Origin of the sequence: Solibacillus faecavium, from assembly GCF_014836905.1 — a bacterium.
Lineage (GTDB): Bacteria > Bacillota > Bacilli > Bacillales_A > Planococcaceae > Solibacillus > Solibacillus faecavium.
Window position 1 is genome coordinate 49,820 of sequence record NZ_JACSPZ010000009.1, and the last position, 20,757, is coordinate 70,576.

Here is a 20,757-nt window from a genome sequence, read left to right on the forward strand (position 1 = left end):
AATAGATTTAGTCATCTTCAATATCCCTTTAATATGCTTTTATATCCATACTATTATAACCCAACTATTTCTCCTACAGGAAAAAACTGCAGCAAGGGTCATCCCCTTACTGCAGTTTCTTCTGCTTATTTTTCTGTACGAACACTCACTGTTACTTTAAAAAGATCTCCGTCTACTGCTATTTCCAATTGCCCACCATGAAGATCAACAATGGACTGTGCAATCGCAAGGCCTAGCCCAGAGCCTTCTGTATGACGCGACGTATCTGCACGTTTAAAGCGTTCAATTAATTGTGATGCCTCTTCATATAGCTCATACTTTGCAACATTTTTAACCGCTAACTCTGCGTTTCCGTCAACTAATTTTAAGTTCACATAAACACGCGTGCCTTCTAATGAATACTTACGAGCATTGACGATTAAATTATCGATTACTCGCCACCATTTCTGCCCATCTACATAAGCATATATTGGTTGCTCTGAAATATTTACTCGTAAATCTAAATTTGCCGCCGCGAAATCTTCCCCATGCTCACCAGCCGCCTGCTGCAACAGTTGGGCTAAATCGATGCGCTGCTTGGAGATTTCTATATTGCCACTCGCCATTTTCGATACTTCAAACAAATCTTCTATCAATGTTTTTAAACGATTCGATTTTGCATCTAAAATCCCAATATACTTAGTGCGTTCTTCCTCGCTAATCGATGGATTTTTCAGTAAATCCGTATACGTAATAATTGACGTTAACGGTGTACGCAAATCATGACTTACATTTGTTATTAGTTCTGTTTTCATTTGTTCACTTTTAGCCTGCTCATTCAGACTAGTACGAACGCCTTCACGCAGCCCGTTTAAATTTTGTGCATGTTTCGCTAAAGGAGATTTCCCCTTCACTTTCAGGTCTTTTGTTAAACGGCCGTTTGCCATATCTTCTGTATGCTTCATAATACGGTTTAGGTAGCCCATACGACGCATGAAAATATAAAGTGTTGGCATGAAGAATACTACAAATAAGAACATATAAAACAGGAAAACTCCTGCGTCTGCTGTTGCCATCACAACTGCAAGTCCAAACCCTCCGAGGAACACTACAAATAGTAATATTAGTGACTGCATCCCTACAGAGCGATTATCAAACATCGATTTGGCAGCGTCTACTAATTGTGAAATAAATGTTTGAGGCCAAATTTTTTCTAAATCTCGTTGCCCCTTTAAACTTTCTAAAATTGAAACTATCATAAAAATAACTGCCGTAATAAGAGCAAAACTAATAATTCCTGTGACGAATAGATCAAAAATCTGACTATAATGACCAACTATATAATTATTAATTTGTGTTCGAATAGACCTTCTAAACATTTCACTAGATATAATTGCGAAGTTAGCGACAATAATCGTTGCCACAATACGAATATCAATCGGTAAGCGTTCAAATTGTTCACGCAGTGGGAATTTCCGGTTGAATAGCTCCCGCGTTGGTTCTAAATAAGTCATTAATAATACAAAGCTAATAATTCCTGCAAGAACAATTCCATAATATACATATTTCGTAACATTAAATGCTTTCTTGTCTGTTCCTAAATAAGAGTTATCAAACCAGGATTTTGGAACCGTCACAACACCCGAAATACTTTTTAAATCCCGGTCAAGCGTATAACTGTCTCTAATAATTCCTAGATTATCATGGTCAGAAAAATGAATTGTATAATTACCATTGAAGTCTTTTCCTACATTATTAAACGTATTCTCAAAGACTGCCTGCTCCTCAACATCGCCATTGCGGTAAACTTCTCCCGTTTTTTCATCTGTAAATTCGTAAGCGAAGTAATTAAATCGACTTAATGTATTTTTTCTTTCACTGTTAATCTGTTTCAGTTCTTCTTGGATCGCTTTTTTCTTTATTGCGATTATTTTTGCCTTTACATAATCATCATCTTCGAAATTTTTCTTTATATCCTCGATTTTTGCATCACGCTCTTGCTCAATTGCTTCAATAACATCCGAATCTTGTGCTACCTCTATGTCACCTTTATATTGCTCTTTAATATTTTGAATTTGCTCCGCCAGGGAACCATAATGTGTACGATAACTATGGATTTCTTCTTCCGAAACGGTTAAGGCTCCTTCAAAATCTTGTTCTGTCGGTACATTAAATAAGTTCTGTGAAAGCTCGGATACTAATCGTTCCGAATCACGCTTAAAATCTTGTGATTCATTAAATGTTTTCCCCAAATAACTACTACCACTTGTAAAAATTAAAATGACTGCGGTCGCCACCACAAACATAAGAAAAAGTTGGAGGTAAATTTTATTGTTCTTCATTCGTTATTCCTCCTAATGGAATGAACATCTACCCATCATGCAGCAAATGCTCTTTTTATATTGATAAAAAATATAAAATCTGTTTAACTAACGGGACAAATCGCCCTGTAAAATAATCAATAAAGTACGTTCCGAGATAATAAAATCCGACTACCGCGCTCATTGCCCCCATCCAAGTAAAAACTTTACTTTTCAATTTTATACCCTAAGCCCCATACAACTTTTAAATAGCGGGGATTTTTAGGATCAGCTTCAATTTTCTCGCGGATTTTACGGATATGGACTGCTACAATATTTTCAGCGTTGTATGCAGGTTCATTCCAAACCATTTCATAAATTTCACCAATTGAAAAAACACGTCCTGCATTTTTTAATAATAGCTCGGTAATTTTATACTCGGTCGGTGTTAGTTTGACAGGCTCCCCGTCGACTCTTACTTCCCTAGCTGCCGCATCAAGTTCAAGTCCTTCAACTAGTGGAGTTGCTTCCCCAAGTCCAAGTGTTCCGAAATTGACATAGCGTCGAAGCTGAGATTTTACACGTGCCAACAATTCAAGTGGGTGGAAAGGTTTCGTAATATAATCATCTGCCCCAACTGAAAGGCCGTGAATTTTATCTGTCTGTTCCGCCTTTGCACTAAGCATAATAATTGGAATATTACGCTCTGCCCGAATTTTGAACGTTGCGGTTATTCCATCCATATTCGGCATCATCACGTCCAAAATAATACAATGCACTTCATTTTGCTTCAGCAGCTCGATTGCCTCATTCCCGTCTGCTGCCTTCAACACCCTATATCCTTCATTTTTCAAATAAATTTCTATGCCGTCCCGTATGTCCTGATCGTCATCAGTCACGAGAACCGTCAGTTGATCCATCCTGCTCACCTCACAACTTTTTCTTATAACTTTATAATAAATGGAACTTCTTAACATCTACCTACTCAAAATCTGAAGAATTTCTTAAGATTTCTTATTTACATTAAAAGTGATTCTACTTTCGACACAGCACCGGCTAATAAAATTACCGGGTCTACTTTATTCGTGATTCATTCTACATTCACTGCTAAAGGTTCTACTTTTCATTTAAAAGGTTCCACTTTCCATCGGGAACTTTCTACTTTCGGCACAGCATCGGCTAATAAAATTATGGGGTCTAGGATTTATCCAAAATACCAAATCTTTTCAAAAAAAAAGCTACCTCCTATGAAGCAGCTTTTTTTGCACCTATTGTTAATACTACAATTCCACCTAATAATAAACCAACGCCAATCCAAGCTACAAATGTTAAATGCTCGCCAACTAAAAATACGCCAAGTAATGCTGCTGTTAAAGGTTCAGCCAAACTTAATGTCACTGCAGCGGACGAGCTGATTTTCTTTAATCCGCCCAAAAATAATATGTACGCCAAACTCGTTGCAGCAAGCGCCATAAATAGCATTGCCCAAAGATTCACGCCTTCTGTTACCCAACTGAAACCATCCTTCACTGCCAATGGCAATAAAAATAATGCGCAAAGTGTAAAGGTCATCGCAACCGCTGGTAACGTTTCCTCGCGTTTCATCAACTGCTTACTTACATTCGTATACAGGGCAAACATGAAGCCCGCTGCCAGTGCCAATGCAATTCCAACAGGGTTTATCGTTGTATCTCCCTGATTCATAAACAACAGTAAGCAGCCGACAATCGCCAACACGGTGGCAACTGCCCAGACAAGTGTTGGGCGTACTTTCCAAAAGACCCATTCAATTATTCCTGCAAATACCGGTGAACTTCCTATTGTCACAACTGTCCCTACCGCCACACCTGTAAAACGGACAGATGTGAAAAATAAGCTTTGGAATAAAGCAATTGCAATCGCAGCCAGAATAGTCCACTTCCATGACCATTGACGAAACGAAATTTTTCGCATGAGGATAACTGCGATTAGTAAAACTCCCCCGCCAATTGCCGAACGAATACCAGCAACTGCGAATGAGGAAATACCTTCTGTTAAAAATGTTTGTGTCGTACCGACTGTGCCCCAAAGCATCGCAGCCAATAAAACAAATATGTACGGTAAAATATTCACTATTACACCCCGCTTTTATAACCATTATGCTATCATACGTTGAACAGCCAATCGAGATGAACTTTATCTAAATTATATTTATAATAGAGTTAACCCAAAATTAAAAGGAGGCATCATGATGTATAAATCAGTGGAACAAACTGCAAATGATATAGGCATGTCGGAGCACCAGATTCTACAGTACATTTATGCTGGTCGTATTAAAGCAGTGCATGATGGTGAAAACTTTTTAATTAACAGTGCACAATTTGAAACGTACCATCAGCAACTTGAGCGAATTAAAGAAGAAATCGAAATTTGGAAAAACACTCCTATCCCAGAAGATGTGGATATTAAGGATGAGGACTAAAGAAAATTGCAAAATCTACTCTTCGAAGAAGGCGTGATAATATAGTCACGCCTTTTTGTGATTTAATTTATCTAATTCTAAGAAGCTCACTTAACCAATTTATGTTAATATTAAGTATTATTTACATAAAGTAACCATGTGGAATTCTAATTTACATTTAAAAAGCTCTAGAGGGAGGATTGTAATGAGAACGTTTTTATTAGGAACAATATGCTTTGCAGGTATACTGAGCGGGTGCACTCAATCAAATACAGATCAGACTAAAGAGATAAATGAGTTAAAAAAACAAATGGAACAGATATCACTAGAAAATGAGGCTCTCATAAAACAAGCAAACAGTGATTATTCAACTATTTCAGTAAAAAATATCGAAAAATATCCTCAGACTCTTTATAAGAAAAAAAGCTTAGATATCGATGAAGATGGTGAAGAGGAAATTATTGAATTGTACGTAAATGCAGGAAAAATGGAAAATGGTTTATTCGCTTGGGACGATGGCCAGAACTGGTTGTTAGTAGTGAAGGATGGTGAAAATTCTTATCCGCTATTTGATGATTATATTCAACTAGGCTCCCTGGATTTTAGTACCGCAACTTTTGATGGAAAGCCGGGAATTGTGATGCATATGACGCAGCACGCTAGTATAATTATCCAAAAATTCACTTACGATCAAAAGGTAAAGGGATTTCAAAAGGAAACCTTTTATAAAAAAGAGAATATGAACGATTATTATAATCAACCCGCTTCCTATGCTCTTTTTAAAGACGCTTATGAACTTATGGAAATAGCCTTTGAGAAAACGGTCCCAATACAAGAAGCCAGTGAAAATACCCTTCAGGATTCTCAGGAGAGATGGTATATCATAGAGCCGGTCTTACAGGAAATTAGAAATACTCAACATCTGTTCGAGCTAGCCTTTACCCTGAATCCTGAACTAAATGTTTCTTTAAACGGTCCCATTACCTTCCTTAACGAAATGATTATCGACTCACCAACAGCCGTTCAAGTGGATCAGTTAAAAACGATTTATAGGATGATAAAAGAGAGTGAGATACAAGAGTTAATTATAGAAGAAAACAATCAACTACACCCATCTGTTAGAGACCTGTTTCAAAAATTTGATTCTACCCTTAATGTACAGCAGAGTTCGTAACAGCAACCTAAAGACACCATTGTTTCTAAAGAGGAACAATGGTGTCTTATACTTCATGGATAATATTTAATTCATTAAGTGAGATAGCTTCTCTCTTGTTAAATTGTTACTGTAAAACCTGCCCGTTTGCCAATAATCTCCGCATAATCTTCTACCATAACGCTTGCTGTCGGATACATACCTGCTCCTGGTCCGATTACGGATAATGTGCCGATATAGTCTGTTTCCATCGTTACGGCATTAAAGACATCATCCACCGGATAAAGTGGATGTTCATTATTTACTAATAGCGGTGCAACTTTTGCATGAATTGTACCATCTTCCAGCTTTTCAACTTCTGCCACATGACGGTAGCGTAGCCCTTGCGCTTTCGCATCGGCTACTTGCTCTGCTGATATTGTATCAATGCCAATCACATCTACATCTGCCCAGTTTGGTTGTTCTCCAAATGCTAAGCTTGATAAAATCATCAGCTTTTTAAAGGCATCTTGACCCGAAATATCATTAAATGGATCTGCTTCTGCATAGCCTAATTGCTGCGCCTCTTTTAGCGCCTGATCAAAACTCCAGCCCTCTGCACGCATTTTAGTTAAGATGTAGTTTGTCGTTCCATTTAAAATTCCCTGTACACATCTAACTTCATTTACAAGCAGAATGTTTTTCATCGTTTTTATAATAGGCACACCACCTGCTACGGTTGCCTCAAAGCCGATAAATACACCATTTAACTTTGCTAATGCTTCGAGTTCTTCGCCCCGTTTCGCAAGCATCACTTTATTCGCTGTAATGACATGGCATTTCGCCTCAACAGCACGTTTTAAGTATGTGAATGCAGGTTCTTCATTTACAATCGCTTCAAATACTACTTGCAGGTCACTCTCCGCCAGTACGTCATCCATTGACTCTGTCATTAAATGCTTTGTTCCCGGTACACGCTCACGGCTTGCATCGGTTACTAAAATCTTCGCGACCTCCAGTTCTACCCCCAGCTTTTCGCGAAGCTCCTGCCTCTTCTCATTTAAAATATGGTAAATTCCCTGACCTACTGTGCCAAATCCTAAGATCGCTGCCTTGATTGTTGCCATTGCCTTTCTCCTCCAAATTCTTAACACATATATATTGACGAATAATTCAAATAATTTATCTTAAAGAAATTCTATCCTATATAATACATGAAAACAAGGAGAATCTCTCCTAGAAGGACATTTGTTTACTGTAAACGGTCAAATTTCATTTAAATTCTATTGTTTAATAGCTAAATCGGGTAAACAAAAACACTAGCAGAAATTCTCCGGCTAGTGTTTAAAGTTATTTTATACTGCTACATTTACAGAATTATATACGCGTAAACGATGCGCATTTAAAATTTTTGTCATAACAAGTTCTTCTTTTACGGAGTAGTTTGGCACCGCATATGGGCGTTGCACTAACTGGAACTCACCATATTTTAAAAACCATTCGCGTGCTGGAGTTAAAATATGCGCACTTCCATGAACGTTATACTCCTCAGCAACTTCCTTTATGACATAGCCTGTTGTTTCCAGATTGTGAGTTTGTTCCGAGAAAGCACTATGCCCAAAAACCTTTTGCCACATGACATTTACATCCGCTAAAATTTGCTGAATTGCACAAGCATTTACATATTCCTTTACTTCGTTTAATTCATAAATAATGTAGGCTGCTACATTTTGTGCACTGTATACTTTCCCCATGTCGAACAACTCCTTTTCCTTCAATAATGCTGCAACATTATTTCAAATATTTTGGTTGGTAGTTTTATTATTCCAATTGTATTACTAGGTATTAACTTTGTCAATAAAACTTATATAATTAGTAGGAATTAATTTTCTAAAAATTGCTTAGCTTCTCGAATGGGAAAAGCTAAGCTTTTTTTAAGTTTTATACGTTTGTCTCTGCGCCTACTTCAGCCGCAACTTTCGCTAATGCCTGTTCTAAATCCGCGATAATATCTTCTGCTGCTTCTAACCCGATCGATAAGCGAATGAGCTCTTCCGATACGCCGGCAGTTTTTAATTCTTCAGCAGATAACTGTTGGTGCGTTGTGCTCGCAGGATGGATAATTAATGAACGAGCATCCCCAACGTTTGCTACATGCGAGAATAATTCCACGTTATCAATTACTTGGCGCCCTGCTTCACGTCCACCTTTAATGCCGAACGTAATGATTGATCCGAAGCCGTTTTTCAAATATTTTTTCGCCAAATCATGTGTCTCAAAATCTTCAAAACCGTTGTAATTTACGTATTCCACAAATGGGTGGTTTCTTAAATACTCGGCAACTTTTTGTGTGTTTTCATTGTGACGGACAATACGCAAATGAAGCGTTTCTAGTCCTTGTAGGAAATTAAATGCCGCGTCAGCAGATAATGTTGGACCAAAATCACGCAATAGTTGAACACGAAGCTTTGTCGCAAATGCAGCGCCTGCTGTGTCAATTCCGTAGCGTAGACCATGGTAAGAAGTATCCGGTTCTGTAAATCCTGGATGTCTTCCTTGTGTCCAGTCAAACTTTCCAGCATCAACGACAATCCCACCGATCGTCGTTCCATGACCGCCAATCCATTTTGTTGCAGAATGAATGACAACATCCGCGCCGAATTCAATCGGATTACTTCCATATGGGGAAGCAAATGTGCTGTCTATTAATAACGGAAGACCATTGTCATGAGCGATGTTTGCTACTGCTTCAATATCGAGTACTTTCAAGCTTGGATTTCCGATTATTTCAGCGAAGATCGCCTTCGTTTTATCAGTAATCGCCGCTTGGAAGTTTGCAGGATCTGATTCATCCACAAATTTTACTGTAATGCCGTAGCGAGGCAATGTAGTTGCGAATAAATTGTATGTTCCTCCGTACAGAGAACCAGCAGCAACAATTTCATCTCCTGCACCGGCTACATTTAAAATGGAGAATGCCACTGCTGCTGCGCCAGATGAAAGCCCTACTGCAGCTGTGCCCCCCTCAAGTAAAGCAACCCGTTCTTCAAATGCCCCCACTGTAGGATTCATAATACGAGAATAAATATTGCCAGTTTCCTGTAATGCAAATAGACGTTGCGCATGAGCAGTGTCATTGAATGCATAGGCAGTTGTACGATATACAGGAACTGCAATCGCCCCCGTTACAGGATCTGGCTTTTGCCCCCCGTGCAATAATAAAGTTTCTGGTCTTAAATTCGTCACTCTAATAACCTCCTAAAATTATTCGATGGTGAAATCGGTGTTTTTGAGGAGGATTTTTTAAATGAAAAAAACCCTCTTCAGTTAAGAAGAGGGTTGCGCATGAGCAAGTTTGCCTCCTCTTATCTTTCAAAATGATTGTCCATTTTGTAGGATTTAGCACCTTAGTCAGTTCATCACTTACTGGTTGCCGGGCATCTCAGGGCCTATTCCCTCCGCCGCTCTTGATAAGAGATATGTGATTTATGTTCCATCGTTGATTCTCAGTATAAAGCAGAGTAATTCTATAAGTCAACCGAAAAATTAAAATTTTCTGATTTTAAATTAATTCATAAAAATATTTTATCTTCCCACACTAAAATTATTATACTATTCTATACAATTTCTGCTTAAAACAAAATTTTTCTCAATATATTTATTCACCAAATATTAACATGTATCATTTTTTGGAAGTGCTATAATCATAATTGTTAAGGGATTTCCCTTGCAATTGGAAATAAAGAATATATTTTACTTTTAGAAGAATGGGTATATTTTGTCTTATTAATTTATTATTTAACTAAAACTTTAAACGAAGTGAGGCGTTAAGTATGGCAACAGAAGCGACAAGTAAACGAAATTTAAAACCATTATGGATAGTTTTAGCGTTTGCAGCACTCATTACCATTGTTTTACTTCCAAATAGTGGTGGAGATCTTCCCGTTGTTGGACAACGAGCATTAGCTATTTTAGCATTTGCCGTTATATTATGGGTAACCGAAGCGGTAGCCTATCCGGTTAGTTCTGCAATGATATTAGCTGCCATCGCTGTTTTATTAGGTTTGGCTCCGAGTATGGAAGATCCTTCCGTACAAATGGGCACTAAAGAAGCGTTAAAATTAGCGTTAGGTGGATTTAGTAGTTCCTCGGTTGCGTTAGTCGGGGCTGCATTATTTTTAGCAGCTGCCATGCAAATAACGAACCTTCATAAGCGTATTGCACTGTGGGTTTTATCATTAGTTGGAACAAAAACGAAAGCATTAGTAGTAGGGGCTATTTTAGTAGCAATTGTATTAGCTTTTGTTGTACCAAGCGCGACTGCTCGTGCTGGTGCAGTTGTCCCTATTCTATTAGGGGTTGTTGCGGCTTTTGGATTATCTAAAGAAAGTAGACTTGCAGCGTTGTTAGTTATTACCGCTACCCAAGCTGTTTCAATTTGGAATGTGGGGATTAAAACTGCTGCAGCGCAAAACTTAGTAGCACTTGGTTTTATTAACTCTGAATTTGGAGTCGATATTTCTTGGGGCAAGTGGTTTATGTATGCCGCGCCGTTTTCAGTCATCATGTCCTTCGTATTATTCTTTGTTATGATTAAATTAATCAAACCCGAAACGGATAATATAGCTGGCGGAAAAGAAATTATCCGTAAGCAATTGCAAGATCTTGGTCCTTTAAAACACAAAGAAATTACTTTAATCATCACTTCTGTTTTACTATTATTCTTCTGGTCAACAGAAGGAAAATTGCATCCATTTGATACGACAACGATTACCATTTTAGCTATTGCCTTTTTATTGACACCTAAACTTGGAGTATTTAATTGGAAAGAAGCTTCTAGCCGTATTGACTGGGGTACATTGATTGTTTTTGCAGTCGGTATTTCACTTGGAACGACTCTTTTGGGTACAAAAGGTGCAGCCTGGCTGTCTAATACGATTTTCGGCTCACTTGGCTTAGAGACGATGCCTATTATAGCTACCATAGCATTAGTTACTGTTTTCAATATTGTCATTCATTTAGGTTTTGCATCTGCGACAAGCTTGGCTTCTGCCTTGATTCCCGTATTTATCGCATTGGCCATTAGTTTACCGATGCCTTTAGAAAATCAAATTGGTTTTGTACTAATCCAGCAATTTGTTATTTGCTTCGGATTCCTATTACCAGTAAGCGCACCGCAAAACATGCTTGCTTACGGTACAGGCGCATTTACAACAAAGGATTTTTTGAAGTCAGGTATTCCGCTAACAATCGTTGGTTATATTTTAATACTTCTTCTAAGTGCAACGTACTGGAAATGGATTGGACTATTATAATCGACTTCAAGTAAAAAATTGACTAGAATAAGCTTAAAGGATCATTCCTTTAAGCTTTTTCTATTACATACAAAGGGAGATGTTCATGTGGAAACGAGAGAATTGTTACGTAGTCACTCATCTGTTCGTAAATATACAGGTGAAGTAATTTCAAAAGATACAGTCATTGATTTAATTGAGACTGCTCAAATGGCAGCAAGCTCGCACTTTGTCCAAGCATATAGTGTTATATGGGTAACGGATGATGAAAAGAAAGCAAAACTAGGTGAGCTATCCAAAAACGAATTCCAATTCCAAACAGCTGGTGCCTCATTTTTATTTTGCGTAGACTTCAAGCGATTACAAGCGGCTGGCCAAAAGCATGATGTTAACATTGTCACAGACTCAGCAGAAAACGTGCTTGTAGGTGTTGCAGACGTTTCACTATTTGCTCAAAACTTCGTTGTGGCAGCAGAAGCAATGGGCTATGGTATTTGCTATATTGGCGGTGCACGTACAAATCCAAAGGAAATCAGCGATCTGTTCAACTTGCCGGAAAATGTATTTCCGCTATTCGCTATGACAATCGGGACACCTACAAAACGAAACGAAACAAAACCGCGTTTACCAGTAGATGCCGTGTTGCATGAAAACAGCTACAACGTTGAAAAGTATGACGCTCTTCTAGATGAATACGATGCAACGATGGAAAGCTACTATGCAAGCCGTTCTTCTAATCAAAAAATGGCTACATGGACAAAGCAAATGGCAGACTTTTTAATCGAACAAAAGCGGCCTCATATGAAAGATTTCCTAGCTTCTAAAGGATTTAACTGGAAATAAAGGAATATCTAAAGAGGCTGGGATAAAATGAAAAACATCTATTTTTCCAAAGAAAAAATAGATGTTTTTCTGCTTCTGCCAGAATTGATTTCCGTTACGGGGACGCTTTCAGGGGGCACGGCCTTACACGATCGTCTCAGGCGTCGGTGCTCCTGCGGTTACTCGTCGCAAAATAAATTTTGCTGTTCCCCCAGGAGTCGCCCCTTCACTCCAATCAATTCATATAATATCAATTCCTTAATAAGAATATTTCCCTTATACAAAGAAATTTCTACTTTTGTCCCAGCCCCTTTTTATTTTTCTCCAACGTTATCACTGGATCCTATTATACTAGAGGAATTTTTGATGTTAGTTCTTTCTATATAAGAATAATGGTAATTAATTTTATTGCTGTAGTTAATTCGATCTTTAATACCTAAGATTTTTTTATTATGTTTTGTTAAAATATTGTTACAGCAGTAGTAAAAGGGAGGAATTAAAATGACCCCTAGTTTTGTAGCAAAATCCTTGGAACGTCAACATTTAAAAACAGTGCGCAAACATTTGTTGCAAATAATCGATATTAACACTGCACTAAGAGATGTCCACAATCATATTGCATCACATATTAATAAAGAAAAATATGAAGCAATCACAGCTTATGTCAATCAATATATTTCCTATACACATATTTGGCAGATTAAGTTTGTTTGCAATTTGGAAGATCCAGAAGTGGCGCTATTGCAAATTTTCCACTTAAATTACATTCTCGAACGCGAACAAGCAGAGAAATTTGCAAAAGAGCGTGAAATTTTAAAAGAACAACACGATAAATTCCTTTCAATTACACTTTATTCAGATAGTCATATTGAAGAACGTTATAAAAAAATAGTGCAGTTTATTCAGGAGTATTAGAAACAGTAGGTTTTCAAAAAACAAATTCCACTAAAAAATAAAGGAGCGATGCCGAAATTACGGTATGCTCCTTTATTTTTATTATAATCCTACAATCTGCAGTGCTTTTACAGATTGGAAATCTTCCCCTGTTTTTGCATATGTCAGCACTACTTTATCGCCTTCCTGCAAGTAGATTGCAAAAGGTGCTGTTTCTGAACTTACAATGAAGTTTTCCCCAGTTGTCGTTAAGAACGTCACAATAGTGAAATCCCCTACACGTTCTTTATAAACACGGACAACTTCTGATGCCAACTGTGCTTCCTCGGCATTCGAAGAGCCATCCACCGTACTTCCACCCCTGCTGAGTGCTGTTTTATATAGTCTTAGCGCTTCATTAGGTGTCGTACCGAAAGCTGAAATTTCCGGATTAGCCGCGGAAACGATGAAATAGTTCTGTAAAAAGCCATTTGCATCTAAAACAGCCGATAGCCAGCTTGCTTCCCCGTAAAAGTTATAAAGAATCGGCATTTCACCGTTCCATTCTTTTTCGATGAATTTTTTCTCAATTATATCAAGAGCCCCTCGCGAATCCATGTAGGACTCTTCCAAATTCCCTGTATAATAAGTTGCTTCACCTGTACTTGCATGCGTCAATGCATAGCCAAGCATTGAATCAACACCCTCTTTAGGGCTAGTGAAATCAGTAAAATAATACATTTCTCCATCTTCCATAAAGATTGGGCTTACATTTGCTTCAGTACCTTCATCACTCGGTAATTTTACATCCTTTTTACCGACGAGACTATTCCAAAAACCGTGCACATAGTTTCCGTAGTAACTGTTCTGCAAGCTTACTGTCTCTGGAGATACTGCCCCATCAATGAATTCCGGAACGTCTGCTGTTGCAATCCTTTCAGATTGACCTGTTTTTGCATCGACAAGTACAATACCTTTTACATCAAAGCCGTTACGCGCAGAAATAAATTCCCCGAATGATCGAATGTAATAAGGATGACCATCTTCGTCGATTTCCAATTGTGGATCACCGTAAAAAATCAACGTTGGATAATTTAATCGAATGTGGCGTTCCAGATTTTTATTGAAGTATGCCGATGGAACATAGCTCATTTCCGATTTAATAAATTTCGGATTATCACTAGAATCTGTCGCACTCATTGTGAAATAACCTGGTGTCGTTTTTCCATTGAACCATTTAAATACACCGGAAAATTCTACAGGTGCGATATACACATATTTATCATTTACTTTTTGAATTTGTAAGCTTCCTAATTCATAATAGCTTGTGTTTGGTACTTGACCAAATGCTTTTTTCATTTTGTTTCTAACGAATTGCGGTGGTACACTTGCCGGTGTTTTCGTCTCATCGAACGGCGAAATTTCGGTTTGCTCTTTCATTTGAGCCGATTCAAATTTCTCATCAGCGTTAAAAAACGGCGCACTTACTAAATAACCTATTCCGATTATTCCAACGAGCACGATGGCTGATTTTATTTTTTGTTCAACACCGACTGCAATTATTGCGCCTGCAATCGCCACTACGGGTAATACATATAAAAATATTGTCCAGCTCAGATCAATTTTAGATATATAAACCGTTAAAAACACTGAAATAAAACTTAAAACAAATGTTGTGATTGCTAGTATGGAAAATGTTTTTGTTGATAGTTCATCATTCTTAACTTTTTTTGTTAGCGGTACTAAAAGTAATGTTATTAAAAGTGAACCAATTGCCGTTATTAGCAATAACTGTCCCATATTACTCACCTCTCTCTGTACTCTTTACGAATAAGCTAAAAAAAAGATTCATAAACATTAGGGAAAATCAGTTGCAGCATTAAAAAAAGCTAAATATTATGTTTTATTTTGGTAAATTATTCAATAAATAGATTTATATACTATAATACGAGTGTAGTGCTTAATTATGATCATTACAGATATTTCTACTTGTTCTGCCCTTTTTAATATTATTTCAGGAGGTAAATGGATGGCACGTAAAATACTAATTATTTTGTTCTTTGGTCTTGGTCTATATTATGTTTTTCTTTTTCAGACGATTGATAGTTCGTTGAAGATGGTATTTAAATTGTTGCCAATGATTTTATTAATTGCGCTCGCCTATTTAACAAAAGTTCCTGTTAAATCACGTTATTATTGGCTTATACTAATTGGTTTAATCTTCTGCGCGATTGGTGATTATACATTGCAATGGTTCATCATCGGGCTGAGCTTTTTCCTAACGGGGCATATTTTTTATATTTTTGCCTTCCGTTCTACGAATAAGGCAACAACACCGCTTTATGTAAAGATTGTTTTAGGTTTATATGGAGCTGCCATGATGGTTTGGATTGCAGGGAGTCTTTTCCAAAAAGTTGACACGGTTTTGGCAATTGCGGTAACGGCATATATTTTAGTCATTTTGACAATGGGGTGGACTTCTTTTCGTACGGGGAGTATCTTTGCAATTATCGGGGCAGTTTTATTTATTGCGTCCGATTCCATTTTAGCAATCAACCGTTTTATGTTTGAAGTTACCTATGCACATGAGCTTATCATGTTCACTTATTATGCTGCACAGTTTTTCTTAATGCTCAGCATTGCTCAATACTTCAAAATTAGTTCAAAAACCGAAATAAAGAGTGTACAATAAAAGCAATATGTATATAGGGGGTCTTTTTCATATGAAAGAAAAAGTAATTGAACGTTTAGTACGCTATGTAAAAATCGATACACAATCAGATTTCAACTCAGACACAACACCTTCTACAATGAAGCAGTTTGATTTATTAAATGTATTAAAGGACGAATTAGCGGAGATTGGCTTAACAGAGATTACATTAGATGAAAACGGCTACCTTTTCGCAACATTGGAATCAAACACAGATAAAGAAGTTCCGACACTTGGCTTTTTAGCACATGTTGATACAACATCTGACTATACAGGGACAAATGTACAGCCACAGCGTATCGACAACTATGACGGTGAAGCAATTACATTGAAAAATGGCTTGGTGATGGCACCAGACTACTTCCCGAATTTAAAAAACTATGTAGGTCAAACATTAATTACGACAGATGGAAATACATTACTAGGTGCAGATGATAAAGCCGGCATCGCGGAAATTATGACGGCGATGGAATACTTAGTTAAAAACCCAGAAATTAAGCACGGTAAAATTCGTGTTGCCTTTACACCTGACGAAGAAATCGGGCGTGGACCACATAAGTTCGATGTGGAAAAATTCGGCGCTGATTATGCCTATACAATGGACGGCGGACCATTAGGGGAATTACAATATGAAAGCTTTAATGCTGCTGGTGTAAAAGTAACGACGCGCGGTACGAATATCCACCCAGGATCAGCAAAAAATAAAATGGTCAACTCGATTACAATGGCCATTGAGTTCCAAAACGAAATGCCTAAAGATGCTGTTCCTGAAAAAACAGACGGCTACGAAGGCTTTATTCATTTAATGCACTTTAATGGTGGCATTGAAGAATCATCGATGTCATATATTATCCGTGACCATGACCGCGCAAAATTCGAAGAGAAAAAAGCGTATATGGCAAAGATAGGGCAAGAAATGCAAGCAAAGTATGGTAAAGAGGCAATCACTGTAGCAATTGAAGACCAATATTACAATATGGGTGAAAAAATTGAGCCTGTTATGGAAATTGTCGATATCGTAAAAGATGCCTTTTCTAAATTTGATATTACTCCAATTGTAGAACCAATTCGTGGTGGTACAGACGGTTCTCAGCTATCATACATGGGCTTGCCAACGCCAAACATTTTTGCAGGCGGAGAAAATATGCACGGAAAATATGAATTCGTATCAGCGGAAACGATGGAAAAGGCTACAGAAGTCATTATTGAAATCGTTCAGCTGTTTGAACAACGCAACTAAAATTAATGGAGCGATTGAACTCGCTCCATTTTTTTATATACTTAATAGACGGAAAATTATAACTATTCAGGTGGTGTGAAATGAAGGAGATATTCATTGGCATTTTAGCTTCATTATTTTTTGCTGTTACGTTTATTTTAAACCGTTCCATGGAACTGGAGGGAGGCAGCTGGCTTTGGAGTTCTTCCCTTCGTTACTTCTTTATGGTCCCCTTTTTAATAGCAATCGTGGCTATTCGAGGGAAAAATGGATTTCGGATTTTATCAAATGAAATGAAGGAAAGCCCCGTTGCATGGGTTGGATGGAGTTTTATAGGCTTTGTACTATTTTATGCCCCTCTTACATTTGCTGCTGCGTATGGACCCGGGTGGCTCGTATCGGGTACATGGCAATTTACCATTGTAGCTGGTCTACTTCTTGCACCACTTTTCCTTTCCACCATTGACGGAAAGAAAGTTCGGGCAAAGATACCACTGATATCGTTAAGTATTTCGGGTATTATTTTGATCGGTATTTTTATGATACAAATCCCACAAGCACAAACTGTTTCAACGCAAAGCCTACTTCTTGGAACAATTCCTGTCATTATAGCTGCCTTTGCTTATCCACTCGGCAATCGAAAAATGATGGCACTTTGCGGCGGAAGAGTTGATCCATTCCAACGTGTGCTCGGTATGACAATTGCTTCTTTACCAATTTGGGTACTACTCGCAGTTTATGCTTTCTTTACAGTTGGTTTACCATCTGCCAGTCAACTGTACCAATCACTTCTTGTGGCGGTATCATCCGGTGTAATTGCTACTGTATTATTTTTTATCGCTACTGACCGCGTACGACATGACCAAGGGAAACTTGCCGCTGTAGAAGCAACCCAATCCATCCAAGTTCTTTTTGTGGTAATGGGTGAAATGATGTTACTTAATGCCCCGTTACCAAAGCCTCTCGCTTTAGCAGGTTTAGCTGTCATCATCATTGGATTGCTCATTCATAGTTATCATACAGTACTAGTAAATAGAAAAAGATTACAGCTGAAAAACGAAAATGGGTAGCGACAGTTTTTGTCACTACCCATTTTTTATAATCCCCATTGCCATACGCCTGTCTGATCTTTATACATTTTAAATACATATTCCCCTACCCCTTCACGACCATATTGGTAGCGAATTTCTACTTCTGTGTCGGATAGATACGTAACACTGCGGTAAGACGCCTCTAAAAACAGCTCCCCTAAGCGATTGGCATGCGGAAATGCACTATCTTGGGCGGACAATCTTTCACTCATTGTTCCTTCTCCAAAAATCTGGTCATATAAATATAAATCGAAATATTGGTCCGGTGTATAGTCATTTGATAACTCAAAATAAATGGAATCCGTCTTATTTTGCTGAGCCAACCCTACTACTTCCCCATAAATTTTATGCACAGCGGTAATCGTTCCTGCCTGCAAAGTATTTTCAGCTGGGAAATGATTTACTAAAAAATATTCTCGTGCATTTAATAATTGGTCATAGCCGCCTGCAATCGTATTGCCGTTTTCCTCATACAATGCCATTAGTTCCGATTGGACAGGCTTACCATTCACTGTTAGCTTGCCGTTCTGCAAAACGACCCGGTCTCCCGGCACAGCGATCACTTCATAGTAGGCATTTTCATAAATAGGCAAATGACTGCTCGTATTTGTCATCGTTCGAACAATATCGCCTGCTTTATATACGACTTCATCAAATAAATTAGATTGTCGTTCAATAACCGTATGATAAAGTTCCTCTTTCCCTGCAATTGAAAAGGAATCTTTATCGATATATTGTAAATCTGTTAATTCTTCAAGCACTGGTAGCTGTGCAAAAGCATCATAATTAATTGTAGAAAGTTGCTTTGATTTTTGAAGGGTAGCGATTTGCGCCAAATCATCAAGCGGATCATAAGGGACACCCCGCCCTTCATTTGCTGAATTTTGGGTAAAAGGAGCTGCTGTCATAAATAGGAATACCGCAACCGCTGCAACCGCTGCTGTCACTACTTGCACATGCCATGAACGCTTTGTTTTTGGTGTCGTTAAATCATTTTTTACACGCTGTTTTATTCGGCTTTCCTGCAAGTTTGTATCACCCATCATGTCTTCCAGCTGCTTTTTAAATGGATCCATGCATCATCCCTCCATCTCCTCTTCGTTAAAAAACTCTTTTAATTGTTGCTTTGCTCGGCGCAGACGCGTTTTCACCGTATTTTCATTAAGCTCTAAAAATAATGCAATTTCCGCAATCGACTGCTCGTTATAATAATATAAAATGAGTGGCTCACGGTATTTCAGTGGTAGCTGGAATAACTTTTGTTCGAGAGAAGCGAGCTGCTGTTTTTGTATGATTTCTTCATCCGCACCCTTTGTCTGTGCAAAAACCGTATCGAAGAAAACATCCTTTTTATGTTTCCACGAGCGTAAATAGTCTTTTGCCCGGTTGGCAGTCATTTTAGTTAAATACGTTTTCAATGATGATTCGTTGCGAAATTGATCACTCTTTTGATAGTATGTCACAAATACTTCCTGTACGATATCCTCGGCGGTAGCCCAATTTTTCACGTACAAATACGCGATGCGCACTAAATAACGCGTATGCTCATCTAATATGGCATCAAAATCTTTCATATTAGCTATTAACACCTTCTATCTATCTATTTTCAGAACACCCCCTTTACATAGGAAGTGAACTGTTCATATGTTTTCTTTTCTGTTACCCCAAAACGATTTACTTCATAATTTGATTGCTCAATATTTGCATAGCCTTCATTTGTCGTAAAGCCGATTAATAGCCCGACTTCCTTCATCGCTTTAGCCATCTCTTCATTATAATGACCGAAAGGATACGCTAACGATGTCGCATTTTTAAGCGTCGCAACATTTCGCTTTAAGTCCGCTGCAATTTCAGAAGCCGACAGTTCAAGTGCTACACCAAGCCCTGTTTCACTATTGAGGCGATGCAAACCATCTGTATGAGCCTCATAATAAAATACATCTGCTAATTGTTCCATCTCATATTCCGTAAAAAACTGAAGTGGTCCTTCACTATTAAAAACCTGCTCGCCTTCATAACGATTCGTTCGAGAGGAGATAATATGCTGTACTGCTGTAAACCCATGTTTCTTTAAAATTGGGTAGGCATACTCCTTCGTCGATAGAAGACCATCATCAAAAGTAATAAGTACCGAATTGGTTGAAAGAATTTGGCGACCTTCCAAATAATCGTAAAGCTGTGCTGTTGTAATTGTTTCAAATTGCTCCTCGGCCAAAAAGACCATTTGCTGCTCAAATGATTCAACCGAAACAGTACTCGCCTCTGTCACCATCTCTTCTTTCGGTAAAATATGATGATACACTAAAACCGGAATACCTTCATCTATTTCAACTGATTGACTATGTATATAACCCGCACGCTCGCCAATTTTCACAATAAACCAATCCCCTATTTCTCCCACTATCGGAAAGCGAAATCCTTGTTCAAGCTGAAGCATAACCGCGCTATCAAAGCTTGTTTCTTCATAAACAGCCACTCTTTCGTCTGCCTTGACTGAACCTGTCACCTCTTTATTAAGTAATGCTTGAATTTCCCGTTTTTCAACGGTTGCACTTCCCTTTTTTATAAATGTCGTTATTTTACCGAACCGCAATTCATAAAAAAGCTCATCTTCACTTGCAATGGCAAAAGATGCACCTGGCTGCACAGTTCCAATTTCAACAAGTGCCTTCTCTTTTATATAAATTGGCTGTGCTTCTTCTATAAGAAGAACTTTTTCAAACAGATGTGTCGCTTGTTCAATTTGAAATTCATTACCCACTTGAACAACGTCGTTTTCATTAGCGACAGCCCTTTCGATATTTTGACCAAAACTTTTATATTGAATTGCTATCAATAATACACAAGCAGCAAATACCCCTACAGTAATAACCTTTTTCATAATTTCCTCCGTTAGC

At 38.0% G+C, this 20,757-nt stretch carries 18 protein-coding genes and 1 riboswitch; of the genes, 8 read left to right on the top strand and 10 right to left on the bottom strand.

What is annotated here, in order from left to right; translation table 11 throughout:
• Positions 1–125: 125 nt before the first annotated feature.
• The 3 genes from H9635_RS15625 to H9635_RS15635 form a co-directional block, all read right to left on the bottom strand.
• Positions 126–2,321: a sensor histidine kinase gene (locus tag H9635_RS15625; protein ID WP_191701242.1), complete on the bottom strand. Its 2,196-nt coding sequence runs from the start codon at positions 2,319–2,321 to the stop codon at positions 126–128.
• Between the two features lie 185 nt (positions 2,322–2,506).
• Complete coding sequence (locus tag H9635_RS15630) at positions 2,507–3,199, bottom strand: response regulator transcription factor (protein ID WP_191701243.1); 693 nt, start codon at positions 3,197–3,199, stop codon at positions 2,507–2,509.
• Positions 3,200–3,524: 325 nt separating this feature from the next.
• On the bottom strand, positions 3,525–4,391 hold the full coding sequence (locus tag H9635_RS15635) for an EamA family transporter (RefSeq protein WP_191701244.1): 867 nt from the start codon (positions 4,389–4,391) through the stop codon (positions 3,525–3,527).
• A gap of 118 nt (positions 4,392–4,509) precedes the next feature.
• On the opposite strand from H9635_RS15635, the gene H9635_RS15640 reads away from it, so the two are divergent.
• Together H9635_RS15640 and H9635_RS15645 are read left to right on the top strand one after the other, a co-directional pair.
• On the top strand, positions 4,510–4,740 hold the full coding sequence (locus tag H9635_RS15640) for a DNA-binding protein (RefSeq protein WP_191701245.1): 231 nt from the start codon (positions 4,510–4,512) through the stop codon (positions 4,738–4,740).
• 184 nt (positions 4,741–4,924) lie between these two features.
• Complete coding sequence (locus H9635_RS15645; protein WP_191701246.1) at positions 4,925–5,893, top strand: hypothetical protein; 969 nt, start codon at positions 4,925–4,927, stop codon at positions 5,891–5,893.
• Positions 5,894–5,991: 98 nt separating this feature from the next.
• On the opposite strand, the gene H9635_RS15650 is transcribed toward H9635_RS15645, so the two are convergent.
• From H9635_RS15650 to H9635_RS15660, 3 genes are all read right to left on the bottom strand, one after another.
• Positions 5,992–6,978: a homoserine dehydrogenase gene (locus H9635_RS15650; protein ID WP_191701247.1), complete on the bottom strand. Its 987-nt coding sequence runs from the start codon at positions 6,976–6,978 to the stop codon at positions 5,992–5,994.
• 228 nt (positions 6,979–7,206) lie between these two features.
• Positions 7,207–7,605 carry a hypothetical protein gene (locus tag H9635_RS15655; RefSeq protein ID WP_191701248.1) on the bottom strand — a complete coding sequence of 133 codons (399 nt, stop codon included), beginning with the start codon at positions 7,603–7,605 and terminating at the stop codon, positions 7,207–7,209.
• A 187-nt stretch (positions 7,606–7,792) separates the two neighbouring features.
• The gene (locus H9635_RS15660) at positions 7,793–9,097 is read right to left on the bottom strand and encodes an O-acetylhomoserine aminocarboxypropyltransferase/cysteine synthase family protein (protein ID WP_191701249.1); all 1,305 of its coding nucleotides are present in this window, start codon (positions 9,095–9,097) and stop codon (positions 7,793–7,795) included.
• Between the two features lie 116 nt (positions 9,098–9,213).
• Positions 9,214–9,328: riboswitch (SAM riboswitch) on the bottom strand.
• A gap of 356 nt (positions 9,329–9,684) precedes the next feature.
• On the opposite strand from H9635_RS15660, the gene H9635_RS15665 reads away from it, so the two are divergent.
• The 3 genes from H9635_RS15665 (at position 9,685) to H9635_RS15675 (ending at position 12,882) form a co-directional block, all read left to right on the top strand.
• A complete protein-coding gene (locus H9635_RS15665) occupies positions 9,685–11,166 on the top strand; it encodes a DASS family sodium-coupled anion symporter (RefSeq protein WP_191701250.1) in 1,482 nt (493 codons plus the stop codon).
• Positions 11,167–11,253: 87 nt separating this feature from the next.
• Positions 11,254–11,988, top strand: a complete 735-nt coding sequence (nfsA, locus tag H9635_RS15670) for an oxygen-insensitive NADPH nitroreductase (protein ID WP_191701251.1) — start codon at positions 11,254–11,256, stop codon at positions 11,986–11,988.
• Positions 11,989–12,468: 480 nt separating this feature from the next.
• A complete protein-coding gene (locus tag H9635_RS15675) occupies positions 12,469–12,882 on the top strand; it encodes a hypothetical protein (RefSeq protein WP_191701252.1) in 414 nt (137 codons plus the stop codon).
• 81 nt (positions 12,883–12,963) lie between these two features.
• Here the strand turns inward: H9635_RS15675 and H9635_RS15680 are convergent, their stop codons facing one another.
• The gene (locus H9635_RS15680; protein ID WP_191701253.1) at positions 12,964–14,640 is read right to left on the bottom strand and encodes a hypothetical protein; all 1,677 of its coding nucleotides are present in this window, start codon (positions 14,638–14,640) and stop codon (positions 12,964–12,966) included.
• 229 nt (positions 14,641–14,869) lie between these two features.
• Here H9635_RS15680 and H9635_RS15685 point away from each other — a divergent pair, with 229 nt between their 5' ends.
• The 3 genes from H9635_RS15685 to H9635_RS15695 all read left to right on the top strand — a co-directional run bounded on the left by H9635_RS15685 (position 14,870) and on the right by H9635_RS15695 (position 17,839).
• A complete protein-coding gene (locus H9635_RS15685; protein ID WP_191701254.1) occupies positions 14,870–15,532 on the top strand; it encodes a lysoplasmalogenase in 663 nt (220 codons plus the stop codon).
• Between the two features lie 31 nt (positions 15,533–15,563).
• The gene (gene pepT, locus H9635_RS15690) at positions 15,564–16,790 is read left to right on the top strand and encodes a peptidase T (RefSeq protein WP_191701255.1); all 1,227 of its coding nucleotides are present in this window, start codon (positions 15,564–15,566) and stop codon (positions 16,788–16,790) included.
• A gap of 80 nt (positions 16,791–16,870) precedes the next feature.
• On the top strand, positions 16,871–17,839 hold the full coding sequence (locus tag H9635_RS15695; RefSeq protein ID WP_191701256.1) for a DMT family transporter: 969 nt from the start codon (positions 16,871–16,873) through the stop codon (positions 17,837–17,839).
• A gap of 26 nt (positions 17,840–17,865) precedes the next feature.
• Here the strand turns inward: H9635_RS15695 and H9635_RS15700 are convergent, their stop codons facing one another.
• Genes H9635_RS15700 through H9635_RS15710 form a run of 3 tightly spaced genes read right to left on the bottom strand, consistent with a single transcriptional unit; the run spans position 17,866 to position 20,741 of the window.
• The gene (locus tag H9635_RS15700) at positions 17,866–18,936 is read right to left on the bottom strand and encodes a S26 family signal peptidase (protein WP_191701257.1); all 1,071 of its coding nucleotides are present in this window, start codon (positions 18,934–18,936) and stop codon (positions 17,866–17,868) included.
• Between the two features lie 3 nt (positions 18,937–18,939).
• Positions 18,940–19,449: a sigma-70 family RNA polymerase sigma factor gene (locus H9635_RS15705; protein WP_318245222.1), complete on the bottom strand. Its 510-nt coding sequence runs from the start codon at positions 19,447–19,449 to the stop codon at positions 18,940–18,942.
• A gap of 17 nt (positions 19,450–19,466) precedes the next feature.
• Entirely contained in the window at positions 19,467–20,741 is a 1,275-nt protein-coding gene (locus H9635_RS15710) for a polysaccharide deacetylase family protein (protein ID WP_191701258.1), read from the bottom strand.
• Positions 20,742–20,757: the final 16 nt, after the last annotated feature.